Origin of the sequence: Cryobacterium psychrotolerans (assembly GCF_900101115.1) — a bacterium.
Taxonomy (GTDB): Bacteria; Actinomycetota; Actinomycetes; order Actinomycetales; family Microbacteriaceae; genus Cryobacterium; species Cryobacterium psychrotolerans.
The window spans coordinates 1-13,091 of record NZ_FNFU01000002.1; the positions used below are offsets into that span (position 1 = coordinate 1).

The 13,091-nt window shown below is 68.2% G+C and carries 12 protein-coding genes; 8 read left to right on the plus strand and 4 right to left on the minus strand.

The window, feature by feature from the left end:
• From BLQ39_RS01610 to BLQ39_RS01635, 6 genes are all read left to right on the plus strand, one after another.
• On the plus strand, positions 1-390 hold a 390-nt coding region (locus tag BLQ39_RS01610; RefSeq protein ID WP_143006455.1), incomplete at its 5' end, for a transposase.
• Between the two features lie 38 nt (positions 391-428).
• Positions 429-578, plus strand: coding sequence for a DUF1059 domain-containing protein (locus tag BLQ39_RS01615; RefSeq protein WP_256332671.1), 150 nt, complete (start codon positions 429-431; stop codon positions 576-578).
• The gene (locus BLQ39_RS01620; protein ID WP_241986891.1) at positions 578-1,720 is read left to right on the plus strand and encodes an EAL domain-containing protein; all 1,143 of its coding nucleotides are present in this window, start codon (positions 578-580) and stop codon (positions 1,718-1,720) included. The genes BLQ39_RS01615 and BLQ39_RS01620 overlap by 1 nt, the downstream gene beginning before the upstream one ends.
• 208 nt (positions 1,721-1,928) lie before the next feature.
• Positions 1,929-2,408, plus strand: a complete 480-nt coding sequence (locus BLQ39_RS01625; protein ID WP_092321353.1) for a hypothetical protein — start codon at positions 1,929-1,931, stop codon at positions 2,406-2,408.
• 9 nt (positions 2,409-2,417) lie between these two features.
• Positions 2,418-2,936 (plus strand): methyltransferase family protein, encoded by a 519-nt coding sequence (locus BLQ39_RS01630; protein ID WP_092321354.1) that lies wholly within the window; start codon positions 2,418-2,420, stop codon positions 2,934-2,936.
• The gene (locus BLQ39_RS01635) at positions 2,933-3,286 is read left to right on the plus strand and encodes an MmcQ/YjbR family DNA-binding protein (RefSeq protein ID WP_092321355.1); all 354 of its coding nucleotides are present in this window, start codon (positions 2,933-2,935) and stop codon (positions 3,284-3,286) included. Before BLQ39_RS01630 ends, BLQ39_RS01635 begins: the two co-directional genes overlap by 4 nt.
• Positions 3,287-3,367: 81 nt before the next feature.
• On the opposite strand, the gene BLQ39_RS01640 is transcribed toward BLQ39_RS01635, so the two are convergent.
• Entirely contained in the window at positions 3,368-4,339 is a 972-nt protein-coding gene (locus BLQ39_RS01640; RefSeq protein WP_092321681.1) for an aldo/keto reductase, read from the minus strand.
• Between the two features lie 124 nt (positions 4,340-4,463).
• On the opposite strand from BLQ39_RS01640, the gene BLQ39_RS01645 reads away from it, so the two are divergent.
• Positions 4,464-7,529 (plus strand): alpha-mannosidase, encoded by a 3,066-nt coding sequence (locus BLQ39_RS01645; protein ID WP_241986892.1) that lies wholly within the window; start codon positions 4,464-4,466, stop codon positions 7,527-7,529.
• Here BLQ39_RS01645 and BLQ39_RS01650 read toward each other — a convergent pair.
• Complete coding sequence (locus BLQ39_RS01650; RefSeq protein ID WP_092321357.1) at positions 7,516-8,130, minus strand: histidine phosphatase family protein; 615 nt, start codon at positions 8,128-8,130, stop codon at positions 7,516-7,518. The genes BLQ39_RS01645 and BLQ39_RS01650 overlap by 14 nt on opposite strands.
• Positions 8,131-8,388: 258 nt before the next feature.
• On the opposite strand from BLQ39_RS01650, the gene BLQ39_RS16045 reads away from it, so the two are divergent.
• Positions 8,389-9,327, plus strand: a complete 939-nt coding sequence (locus tag BLQ39_RS16045; RefSeq protein ID WP_241982797.1) for an aggregation-promoting factor C-terminal-like domain-containing protein — start codon at positions 8,389-8,391, stop codon at positions 9,325-9,327.
• A 49-nt stretch (positions 9,328-9,376) separates the two neighbouring features.
• Here BLQ39_RS16045 and BLQ39_RS01660 read toward each other — a convergent pair whose 3' ends face one another.
• Complete coding sequence (locus BLQ39_RS01660; RefSeq protein ID WP_092321358.1) at positions 9,377-11,515, minus strand: ABC transporter permease subunit; 2,139 nt, start codon at positions 11,513-11,515, stop codon at positions 9,377-9,379.
• 116 nt (positions 11,516-11,631) lie between these two features.
• Positions 11,632-12,858: a sugar ABC transporter substrate-binding protein gene (locus tag BLQ39_RS01665; protein WP_092321359.1), complete on the minus strand. Its 1,227-nt coding sequence runs from the start codon at positions 12,856-12,858 to the stop codon at positions 11,632-11,634.
• Positions 12,859-13,091: the final 233 nt, after the last annotated feature.

Below are 13,091 nucleotides of genomic sequence, written 5' to 3' on the forward strand. Positions count from 1 at the left end.
CCGATGTTCCCGGAACTCATGGATTCACTCCGCGTGGCCCGAATCGGGCCGGGCAGGGCACGGACCCGGCCCAACCGGATGCTGGGCGACAAGGCGTATTCGTCCAAGGCGAACCGGGAGTTGCTGCGCACCCGCGGCATCCAAGCCGTGATCCCGGAACGCTCCGACCAAGTCGCGAACCGGAAACGACGCGGCCGAAACGGCGGCCGGACCATCGGCCTAGACAAGGAGGCGTACAAGCGTCGCAACGTCGTCGAACGCTCATTCAACACGTTCAAGCAGTGGCGCGGCCTCGCCACTCGCTACGACAAACTCGCCCTCACCTACCGCGGAGGCGTCGTCCTCCGTGCCATCACCATCTGGTTACACGAATTAGGAGACACGCCCTAGTGCCGGGAGCTATGAAGTCATTTGCGTGCTGAGATGTCGTGCCCGGTTGTGAAGCTCGCTGGGTGTGCACCACCGAGGACGAGATCATGTTCCAGGTCGCAGCGCATGCTGCCTCGACTCACGGCCTGGTCGAGGTGTCATCGACGATGGCCCAGGCCGTGCGGGCGGCAATCGCACCGGTCGTCTAGTGTCGGCGGGACATCCGGACGCCGGCGTGGGATCCGCCCGGCCCGACTGGGCCGAGATGCTGGCTGCTGCCTGCCGCGGTGAGGGCATCTCGACGCTCTACCAGCCGATCGTCGACACGGCTCGGGGCTCGGTCGTCGGCTACGAGGCCCTGACCCGGTTCTCCGGCTACTCCGAGCGCAACCCCGAGACCTGGTTCCGGGCGGCTCGGACGCACGGTATGGCCGAAGACCTGGAAGTCATGGCCCTGCGCACCGCGTTGCGGGCGCGCCCGACGATGCCGACGAACTGCTTCCTCACGGTCAACGTGTCGCCGGATCTGCTGCCCCGTGAGAGTGAGCGCAGCGTCTGGCGCGACGAGGGTGACCTCGGCGGACTCATCGTCGAGCTGACCGAGCAGGCGCCGATCGAGTCGTACCTGGCCCTCGAACCCGACCTCGACCTCCTGCGCTCAGCCGGCGCCCTGATCGCTGTCGACGACGCCGGCGCCGGATACGCCGGGCTGCGACACCTGCTCTCCCTCCGGCCCTCGCTGATCAAGCTGGACCGCGCGATCGTGCAGGACGTCGACCGGGACGAGGCCAAACGCGCCCTCGTCGAGATGCTGGGAACGTTCGCCGGCCGCGTCGATGCGTGGCTGCTGGCCGAAGGAGTCGAGCGGCTCGAGGAACTCGACACGCTGGTCGCGCTCGGCATTCCCCTTGTGCAGGGATACTGCCTGGCCAGGCCGGCCCCGGCCTGGGTGGGGATCGACGAGGATGTGGCGATTCGCCTGGCGACGCGAGTAGTGCCGGGCAAGACCCGCGTCATCCGCGACTTCCTCGAGATCGTGCCCACGGCCACGAGCGTGTCCGATGCGTCGGCTGCCTTCGTGTCCGACCCCAAACTCCGCGCCGTCGTGTTGCTCGACGAGCACAGCCGCCCCCTTGCCGTGCTCGAGGCCGACGCGTCGCATCTCGGGGTGGTCAGCCCCGGCCTGCGGGTCAACCTCGAGACCCCGGTGACGGATGCCCTCGGCCGGGCGATGACGCGCGATCCGGGCGTCCGCTTCGAGCCGCTCCTCGCCACCGACAATGCCGGCCGTTTCACCGGCATCGTGCGCCTGGAACGCTTGATCACGGTCCTCGCAGCAGAGGGCCGCTGACGCGCGGATCTCCCGGTCACGCCGACCCGAAGCGGGGTATCCTCGGCGCCATGACGGTCAAGCCGGATTCCCCAGTGACGGCGGCCGGACTGACCGACCGGAGGGTGGCGTTCTTCGCCTTCGCTGCCGGGACCGTCGGGCTGGGCTGGGCTGTGTCATCGCCCTGGGCCTGGTCTACGCCCGTGAAGCGGACACGGCCGGTCCGCGCGTGTTCAGGCAGATCAGCGAGCTGACCGCGGCCGAGTTCAACCTGCTGATCCTTCCGGTATTGTGGCGATTCGCACGCCTGCTGGAGTCGCCGTTGTGGTGGCGCGTCGTGCTGCTCGCGTGCACTACGGGCACGCTCGGATCGACCCTCCTCCTGTTCGACGCCATCGACTTCGCCAGTGCCGCGACCCTGTCGATCGTCGCCCTCACTGTGCAGGCGCTCTGGCTGATCCTCGCCAATCGGCTGCTGGGGCGCATCGACGGGTATCCGCGCGGGCTCGGCACTTTCGCGATCGCGGCGGGAGCCGCACTGCTCGGCGGACTGACCATCATCGCGATCGGACTTCTCCTGCAGCCCGGCACCGAGTCCCCGTTCTGGACCCTCGGCGTCGCCTTAGGTTTGCTCGGTTGGGTGTCCCTGCCGATCTGGTTCCTGCTCGCCGGCGTGAGCCTCCGCACCGGATTGGTCCCGGAGGCATAGCCTCGAGCCATGAAACGTGCACTCGCGATCGGCCTGGTGTCGGTGCAGCTCCTGCTGCTCGCCGCGCTCGTCCTCCTGCCCCACGGGTCGCTGTGGAGCGTCAACGCCGGCGTCCTCGCCGCCGCGATCGTGCTCGGCCTCGCCGGTGCGATCCTCGCCGTCCTGGGGCTGAGGGGCCTGGGGCCGGCGTTGACGGCCAGTCCGATCCCCAGGGAGCACGCCCTGCTGGTCACCAGCGGTGTGTACGGCCGCATCCGGAATCCGATCTACACGGGGCTGATGACCGGCGGGCTCGGCCTCGCGCTGTTCGGCGCGTCGGTGTGGCACATCCTGGCCTGGCTTGCCCTCGTGCTGCTGCTGGCGGCCAAGACGCGGTGGGAGGAGCGGATGCTCGTGGCCGAGCATCCGGATTATCGCGACTACGGGGCTCGCGTCGGCCGCTTCGTGCCCGGCGCCGGCCGGCTGCGCCCGCCCTCTCGACCTGACCCGCGCGACAGCCGGCGCGACCAGCCAGGCTCGACTCCATGACCCCGGATGCCCTCGTCGAGTTCTGCCTGAGCCTGCCGCAGGCGATCGAAACGTTCCCGTTCGGCGAGGAAGCGAGCGTGTTCAAGACGAGCGGTAACGGCAAGATCTTCGCCCTCACCGCCCTGGCCGCGGAGCCGCTCACCGTCTCGCTGAAATGCGACCCGGAGGACAGCCGTGCGCTCCGGGAGGAGTTCCCCGGGCAGATCACGCCCGGCTACCACCTCAACAAGAAGCACTGGATCACGATCGTGCTGGGCGGCGAGGGCGAGGGCGCGCCCCCGGACGAGCTGGTCGAGCAACTACTGCGCGAGAGCCACGCACTCGTGCGGCCGAAGCCACCTCGGGGCTGAGTCGCCTCGGGCACTGAGTCGCGGACAAAGTACCTTCGTTTCGGAATTGAGGGTACTTTCTCCGCAACTCACCGTGAACGGCTACCAGGCGTAGTGCTCGGGCGCGGTCTTTCGGCCGGGGAAGATCTCGTCGAGGCGGCCGAGGGCATCCGCGTCGAGGGTGACGTCCAGCGATCGCACGGCAGCGGCCAACTGATCGGTCGTGCGTGGCCCCACGATCGGTGCGGTGACGGCCGGCTGGTGGAGCAGCCAGGCCAGTGCGACGTCGCCGGGCGGGTGGCCGAGTTCCTCGGCGAAGCTCTCGTACGTCTCGATCGCGTCGCGGTGGGTCGCGAGAGCCTCTGCCACCTTGCCTTCCAGGCGGCGCTTGCCCTCGCCTTCCTTGCGGAGGACACCGCCGAGCAGTCCGCCGTTCAACGGCGACCAGGGGATGATGCCGAGCCCGTTGCTCACCGCGGCGGGGATGACCTCCAGCTCGATGTCGCGGGTCAGCAGGTTGTAGATCGACTGCTCACTGACCAGCCCGGTGAAGTTGCGACGCCGGGCCTCCTCCTGGGCGGTGGCAATGTGCCAGCCGGCGAAGTTACTGCTTCCGGCGTAGAGGATCTTGCCCTGCGCGACGGCCGTTTCCATGGCCTGCCAGATCTCATCCCACGGCGTCTCCCGGTCGATGTGGTGGAACTGGTAGACGTCGATGTAGTCGGTCTGGAGCCTGGTCAGGCTGGCGTCGAGGGCCCGGCGGATGTTGAGCGCGGACAGCCTGCCGTCGTTGGGCCAGTCGGTCATCGTTCCGTACAGCTTGGTCGCGAGCACCGTGCGTTCGCGGCGCTGACCACCCTGGGCGAACCAATTGCCGATGATGGTCTCCGTGCCGCCCTTGCCGGCGCTGTCGCCGTAGACGTTGGCCGTGTCGAAGTAGTTGATGCCGTAACCGTGGGCGGCGTCCATGATGGCGTGCGCGTCGGGTTCCGGGGCCCAGCCACCGAAGTTCATGGTGCCGAGGCACAGTCGGGAGACGTTCAGGCCGGAGCGGCCGAGGGATGTGTATTGCATGCTCCCCAGCATGCGCTGCGAGGCCGCCCCGTGTCGAATGGGCAGGGTCTTGCGGTCGGGTTCATCTTCGTGTTCATTGGGGCCTGACACCCGCCACACGGAGTCCCATCGCAAGGAGCCCGCCGTGCACGACAACTCGACCCTCATCCGGGCCCGCATCCGTCGCTTTGTCAGTGAGCGGGTGGCTCCCGCCGTCTACCGCGCGTCCGCACCCCTCGTGGTGTCGGCCTGGGAAGTGCCGGATGAGCCGGTGCCCTTCGCGGAGGCCCGGCACCAGGCGTTCACGCCGTTCGCGGTGGGGCGAAGGTGGGGGAATCCGTGGGGCACGACCTGGTTCCACGTCACGGGCACGGTTCCCGAGGAATGGTCCCGATGGGGCGGCCTCGACACCCGCACGGAGCTGCTCGTCGACCTCGGGTTCCTCTCCGGCCAGCCCGGGTTCCAGGCCGAGGGGCTGGTCTTCGACCCGGCGGGGAGCATCCTGAAGGCGATCGAGCCCTGCAACAGCTACGTACCGCTGCCGCTCGGCCCGGGCGGTGTCGTGGACGTGTATGTGGAAGCCGCTTCCAACCCGGATGTCGGCAGCAACTGGAAGTTCCGGCCCACTCCCGTTGGCGATAAGGCCACGGCGGGGACAGCGCCGATCTACCGGCTGCGCCGCATGGATGCTGCCCTGCTCGACACCCGGGTCTGGCACCTCCAACAGGACATCTGGACGTTGTTCGGCCTGATGGAGGAGCTAAGCGCCGACCTTCCCCGCACCGCGGACATCCTCCGGGCGCTCGAGACGGTGACCGACCGGATGGACCCGGACGACGTGAGCGGCACGGCAGGCCTCGGCCGCGCCATCCTGGCCCCGGTGCTCGCCCAGCCCGCCTACGCGAGCGCCCATCGGATCGTCGCCGTCGGGCACGCTCACATCGACTCGGCCTGGCTCTGGCCGGTGCGGGAGACCATTCGCAAGTGCGCCCGCACCTTCTCGAACGTGCTTGCGCTCATGGACGAGAACCCGGAATTCATTTTCGCGTGTTCCTCCGCGCAGCAGTACGCCTGGATGAAGGAGCACTACCCCCAACTGTTCGAGCGCATCCGCGAGCGGGTGATCGAGGGCCGATTCGTGCCGGTCGGCGGCATGTGGGTGGAATCGGACACCAACATGCCCGGCGGCGAGGCGCTCGCCCGCCAGCTGATCGCCGGCAAGGCGTTCTTCCTGCGCGAGTTCGGCATCGAACCGCTGGAGGTGTGGCTGCCGGACTCGTTCGGGTACACGGCAGCATTCCCTCAGATCGTTGCCGCCGCCGGGTCGAAGTACTTCCTGACGCAGAAGATCAGCTGGAACGAAACCAACACGATGCCCCACCACACGTTCTACTGGGAAGGCATCGACGGCACCCGCGTCTTCACCCACTTCCCGCCGGTCGACACGTACAACTCGGTGCTCTCCGGTCAGGACCTTGCCCGGGCGCAACGCCAGTACGCCGAGAAGGGCGCCTCGAACCTGTCTCTGGTGCCGTTCGGCTATGGCGACGGCGGGGGAGGACCGACACGCGAGATGCTCGCGGCCGCCGAGCGAACGAAGTCATTGGAGGGTTCGCCCACCGTGCGGATGGCCACGCCGCGGGCGTTCTTCGAAGAGGCGCAAGCGAGCTACCAGGCCCCGCCGGTGTGGTCCGGCGAGCTCTACCTCGAATTCCACCGCGGCACGTACACCTCGCAGGCCAACACGAAGGCCGGCAACCGGCGGAGCGAGCACCTGCTGCGGGAGGCCGAGCTGTGGGCGACGACGGCGACCCTGCGCACGGGGGCTGTCTACCCCTACGATCGGCTCGAGGCTGCCTGGCGCACCGTGCTGGTGAACCAGTTCCACGACATCCTCCCCGGCAGTTCCATCGCCTGGGTGCACCAGGAGGCCGAGGCCGCGTACGCCGGCGTGCGGGTGGAGCTGGAAGACCTGATTTCCCGGGCGCTCGCCGCATTGAACCGCCAGAATGCCGCAGGCCCGGATGCGCCGGGGTCCATCGGCGCCATGCCGGTCAGCTTCAACGCGTCGCCGTTCCCGGTGTGCGGGGTGGCCGCCCTGTCGGCCGGCCCGCGCGGAACATCCGGGGGAGTTCGCGTCGACGCCCGGGACGGCGGGTTCGTGCTCGAGAACGACGCGATCCGGGTGGCGATCGACGCCCGCGGACTGCTCGTGTCCCTCGTGGACCTCGGGACCGGGAGGGAGGCTGTGCCGGAGGGAAAGCCCGGCAACGTTCTCCAGCTCTTCAGGGACACGCCGACGCAGTGGGACGCGTGGGACATCGACGATCACTACCAGCGCAACGGCGTCGATCTGCTGGAGGCCGACTCGGTGGAACTGGTGTCGGGGCACGCTGGACACGCGACCGTGCGCGTCAGTCGCCACTTCGGGTCCTCGACCGTGTCCCAGGAACTGACCCTGGCCGGAGACCAGACCGCGCTCGAGATCGTCACCACGGTGGACTGGCACGAACGGCAGAAGTTCCTGAAGCTGGCCTTTCCGCTGGATGTGCACGCCGACCGGGCAGCCTCCGAAATCCAGTTCGGCCACATTTACCGGCCGACCCATGAGAACACGTCGTGGGATGCGGCCCGCTTCGAGACCTGCGCCCACCGGTGGGTGTTCGTGGGGGAGCCCGGCTTCGGAGTGGCCGTCGCCAACGACTCCACGTACGGTCACGACATCAGCCGGAGCAGCACCGGCGGCGGCACCACGACGACGGTGCGCGAGTCCCTGCTGCGCGCGCCGACGTTCCCCGACCCCGCCGCAGACCAGGGGGTGCACGTGCTGCGCACGTCGATCAGCATGACGCCCGACGTGCTCGGCGCGGCCGAGCAGGGCTACCGCATCAACCTTCCGCTCCGCGACGTGAGCGGAACGTCCGTGGCACCCGTCGTGGTGAGCGATTGCCCCTCGATTGTGGTCGAGGCGGTCAAACTCGCGGAGGACAGGTCCGGCGACGTCATCGTGCGACTGTACGAAGCGCGCGGAGCCCGGGCCGAGGGCAGCGTCAGCCTCGGTTTCCCGGCGACGCGGATCGTCGAGACCGACCTGCTTGAGCGGCCGGTCGCTCCGGTTGCGGTAAGGGCGGCAGCGGGCGCCGACGTGCGACTCGTCCTCCGCGCCTTCCAGATCGTCACCCTGCGGGTATCCCGGCTCACCGAAGAATAGGATCCACCTGGCGGCCGGCCCAGGCGACGAGCGTCCAGCCCGCCTGCGGCGAGCCGGTCAGCTCCACCACTCCCGTGTTGACGAGGTCGTTCGTTCCGGCGAACATCGGCGGCATGTTCTGGGCGCGGGCCGCCGTCCAGACGCGGATCGCAGCCCCGTGGAAGAAGACGGCCGCGGTCCGGGCGTCGGATGCCGCGCTGGCGATGTCGGCGTCGAACCGAGCGAAGAAGGCGTGCCCGTCCAGGGCGCCGGGCATCCTGGCGTCGAGATTGCCGGCGCCCCACGCGAAGACCGTTTCCATGTAGGTGCGAACGGATGCCCGGTCGCTGAGGCCCTCGAGGGCACCGGCTTCGATCTCGTGCAGTCCGTCGGCCACCCGAACCTCGAGGCGCCGGTCGGTCGCCAGCGGCTTCGCGGTGAGCTGCGTGCGCTGGAGCGTCGACGCGAAGATGGCGTCGATCGGCTCCTCGCGAAGGACATCCGGAATCACGGCCGCCTGGCGCGCCCCAAGCTCGGTCAGGCCGGGGCCCGGGTGCGCCGTGTCCAGCTGGCCGAGAACGTTGGCTGGAGTCTGGCCGTGGCGGATCAGGAAGAGCCTCATATCCCTTCCAGCATAGGCATCGCCGCGCCGTGCGCTCCCGCAGACCGGCCGGGTGCAGCGGGTTCGCGCGACCGAAGTCGAACGTGACGGTTGCCCGCGATGCCCGCGTTTTGGGAGGACATTCACAGAAAAACAGGGGGACACGTGCAGAAACGCTTTGCATAATTGGAACTTCGCCCGCGCGGAGCCCCGCCCGTGGATCGTCTAACAAGAACCGCCTGGCCACCCGAGCACGAGCCGGTTCGCTCTGTGAAAGTCATGCAAAACTCATTTCCTTGGTCTGCCCGAAAGTCCGCCAGCGTCACCGAAACCCGCAAAACCCGCAAAAATCGCAGGAGCACCCGCCTCCGCCGCACCCGCCGCGGCACCGTGCTGGCCGGCGCCATCATCGCCGTCGGCGCACTCGTCGGAAACGGCCTCGTGCTGCAGCCCGCGCTTGCGGCGCAAAGCGAGAGCATCGCCGCCACGGCGGCCCTCGCGGCAAGCACCGGGTCCCACGCCGAGCAGCTGGATTCCTATGACGGCGTGCTGCGTGCCCACGCCGAGAAGAGCGCCACCGCCACGCTGACCATTGCCAAGAGCGCGATGACCGCGGCGAAGGGCAAGTCGGATGCCACGGCGCTGACCGCGTCCGTCGCCTCGCTCGCCTACTTCCCGAAGCTCTACCCGGAGCAGATCTTCGAGCTCGTCGACAACACCAAAGCCGAAACCGCGACGCTGACGGCCGCGACGGCCGTGGTCGACCGCACGGCCGCGCAGAAATCCGCTGCCGAAGCGGCCGCGAAAGCCGCCGCAGAAGCGGCCGCAGCACAGGCGGCCGCGGCGAAAGCGGCCGAAGCCGTTCCCGCAGCACCGGCTGCCTCCACGTCTCGCCCGTCCGCTCCGACCAATCCCAGCGGCGCGCAGGCCATCGCCCGAGACCTGATGGCCTCCAAATATGGCTGGGGTGCCGACCAGTTCGGCTGCCTCGTGCCTCTCTGGGACAGGGAGTCCGGCTGGGATGTGAATGCCTATAACTCCTCGAGCGGAGCCACGGGTATCCCGCAGGCGCTGCCGGGCAGCAAGATGGCCACCGCCGGCTCCGACTGGCAGACCAGCGCCGCCACGCAGATCACCTGGGGCCTGGGATACATCGCGGACCGCTACGGCACACCCTGTGCCGCCTGGGACCACTCCGAATCGGTGGGCTGGTACTAACCGGACTGCCCGGCCCGCTCACTAGCGGGTCGGGTGTTCGCGGGCCTGTTCAGGTTCGGCCTCGGCCGCGGCGGGCGACCGCGTCGATCGTCACCGCGGCGACGAGCACCAGGGCGGTGACCACGTACTTGGCCGGCGCGCTGTAGCCCTGCAGGCCCATGCCGTTGTCGATCGCCGCGATCACCAGCCCGCCCAGCACGCCGTGCAGCACCTTGCCTCGCCCCCCAAAGAGGCTGGTGCCGCCGATGACGGCTGCCGCCACCGCGTAGAGCACCAGCGTGCCGCCGTCGTACGAGGTTGACACCGAGCGCAGCCGGGACGCATAAACGATGCCGGCGATACCGGCGGTGAACGAGGCGAGCATGAAGGCGAGTGTGCGGATGCGTGCCAGGTTCACTCCGCCGCGACGAGCGGCCTCGGCATTGCCGCCGATGGCGTAGACGTAGCGGCCGAACCGGGTGCGGCCGAGCAGCAGCGTCCAGGCCGCGAGCACACCGAGGACCACGAGCAGCACCCAGGGAACGCCGCGAATTTCGACCAGCGTGCCGCGGTTGGTGTTGCAGAGCAGCACGATGGCCACACCGGCGGCGAGCGCGGCCGCGATCTTCAGGGCGCTGACGCTGGCCGGCGGTGCGACCAGTCCGCTCTTCCGCCGGCGGGCGTCGCGCAGCCAGGTCCATGCGCTGAACACACCGGCGATGACGAGCATCACGATCCAGCTGGTGAGCGGGCTGAGGTTGCCGCTGGCGATGTTGTTGATGACGTCGTCGTTGATGGTCACGACGCCGCCGCTGCCCAGGATCATCAGCATCACGCCCAGCCAGCCGAGCTGCCCGGCGAGCGTCACGACGAACGACGGCAGCCCGAGCCGGGTGATGATCGTTCCGTGCAGCACCCCGATCGCGGCGCAGGTGAGCAAACCGGCGGCGATCGCCGCCCACCACGGCCAGCCCATCGACTCTCGAAGCAGTTCGGCCATGATGACGCCGCCCACCCCGCCGACATAGCCGATGGACAGGTCGATCTCGCCGAGCAGCAGCACGAAGACCTGGCCCATCGCCAGCAGCATGAACACGGAGCCCTGGATGAGCAGGTTCACCATGTTGCCGGGGGTCAGGAAGTTCGGGTTGAGGGACTGGAACAGGATGGAGATGAGCAGCAGGCCCCCGAGTACCGGCAGCACACCGCTTTCGCCGCCGCGAACCCGGGACATTGCCCCACGGACGTATTCGGGCAAGGACGTGGCGATATTCGGATTCAGGGCGAGCGCGGTCTTGTGACCGGCCGCAGTGGCTGCTGCGGTCGTGGGCTCCTCCCGGGGAAGGCCGACGGCCGCCGGAGCCGTCTTCGACGGGGCCGGTATCGAATGCTCCGGTTGCGCGCGCGGTGCGGCTGCCGGCCGGACCCGGTCCGACGCGCCTGTGGTCATCAGGTCGACCACGATCTGCCGGTCGAGTTGCGCAGCGGGCTGGACCTCAACCAGCCGACCGAGGCGGAGCACGGCGATGCGATCGGCGACCCGGAAGACGTCGTTCATGTTGTGTGAGATGACGATGACGGCGAGGCCACGGTCGGCGAGCTGGCGAATCAGGGTGAGCACGACCTCGGTCTGGGCGACGCCGAGAGCAGCGGTCGGCTCGTCCATGATGACGAGCTTCGAGTTCCACAGCACCGACTTCGCGATCGCCACGGACTGGCGCTGCCCACCCGAGAGAGACGCGACGGGCTGCCTGATCGACCGGACGCTCGTCACGGCCAGGCTGCTGAGGGTCTCGCGGGCCGCGATCTCCATGCTCTCCTCATCGAGCAGAAAGTGTCGCCGGCGCTCTCGGCCGAGGAACATGTTCTGCACGATGTCGAGGTTGTCGCACAGGGCCAGATCCTGGTACACCGTCTCGATGCCCAGTTCGGCGGCCTCGTGCGGCGAGCTCAACCGCACGGTCTTGCCCTCCCAGAGGAGCTCGCCGTCATCGGGAGCGTAGATGCCGGCGATGCACTTGATCAGCACCGACTTGCCCGCGCCGTTGTCGCCGGCAATCGCGGTCACCAGCCCGGCCGGCACCTCAAAGGTGACGTCGGCCAGCGCCTGCACCGGCCCGAAGTTCTTGTCGATGCTCGCGAGGCGCAGCAGCGGGCCGGAGCCCGGTGGGTCGGGTTCCGCCGAAGGCGACTGCAGGTCAGCAATCACGATTGTCCTCTGGTGAGCAGTTCGTGTGGCGAGCAGTTCGTGTGGCGAGCAGTTCGTGCCGGTGGCCCGGCCGCTCCCGGGTCAGAGCCGGGGGCGGCCGGGTTCACCGGTGGGTGCTATTTGATACCGGCCTCCGTGCACGCATCCTTCACCTGTGCGATGCACAGGTCAGACACGCTCACTGCTCCGTCCTTGACAACGGTGTCGGCCATGTTCTCGGCGGTGACCCAGACCGGGGTCAGAAGCACCGAGGACACGTCGGTCCCCGCTGTGTCGTCCGTTGTGGTGCCGTTCACCAGACCCTCAGGCACTTCCTTGCCCGCCCGCAGGTAGATCGCGGCGGCGGCTGCGGCCTGGGCCTCCAGGTAGATCGGCTTGTACACCGTGCCGCATTGGTAGCCCTTGAGGATGTTCTGCAGACCGGACAGGGACGCATCCTGCCCCGTGGTCGGGAACGTCTTCGCGGGGATCTTCTTGCTCTGCAGGTAGGCGATCACCGCGTTGGCGTTGTCGTCATTGGGTGTGACGACCGCGTTGATCTTCGGGTTGGCGGTGTACTGCTGGGCGAACGTGGTCTGCGCCACTGACGGCGTCCAGGTGCCGGCGGGCTCGCCGGCCTTGATGTAGTCGCCGCTGTCGAACTTGGGCTTCAGCACGCCGTTGTAACCCTCGGCGAACAGCTTCGCGTTGTTATCGGTCGGGTCGCCGTTCATGATCAGGATGTTCGGCTTTTCAACCTTCCATTCTTCAATGCAGCTCACCTCGCCCTCACCGATCAGCTGGCCGACCTTGACGTTGTCGAAGCTGACATAGATGCGGTCCTCTGCGCCGCCCTTGACGAGGCGGTCGTAGTCGATCACCTTGACGCCGCGGGCCGTGGCGGCAGCCTCGATGGCTGCGCCCGAGCCGGAGTCGAGCGCGTCGACGAGCAGAACGGATGCCCCGGCCGTGATGTCGGCTTCGGCCTGCGTCTGCATCGTGCTCGCGCTGCCCTGCGCATTGTCGATCTTGAACTGGGTGGAGTCCAGCCCCGCGGCTTCAAACGCCTGCTTCAGGTAGGGGGCGTCGAACGTCACGTACCGCGCCGAGGTCGTCGTGTCGGGCAGCAGCACGCCGATCAGGCCCTTGCCCTCTGAGGCAAGCCCCTTGAGCTCTTCCATGGCCGAGAAGTCGGGTGTGAACGACTCCGCGTTCAACTCCGGAACGTCGCCCCCGCCGCCCGTGTCGCTCGGGCCGGGCGACGTGCTCGGCGTTGTACACGCGGCCAGCGCCACGATGCCGAGGACTGCAACGAAGGTGGTTCCGACGCCTCGTGCTGTGATCGTCTTACGTTTCAACATCATCTTTCCTTCCTCTGGTTGCGATTGCAGGGGGATCGAAAGGACGGCGTGTGCACACAGGATCCACGGACGCGAACACGTCAGGAACCTGGCAGCTGGCTACTGGATGGCCGGTGACTCGGCATCACGAGGTCCTTTCCCGGACACCTTGTCAAGGGACATGTCAGGCAATGGTCGTCAACGTTGTCCTATGACTCACGGTCTAGACCCGAAGTTCATTGTTCGCAAGGAGATGG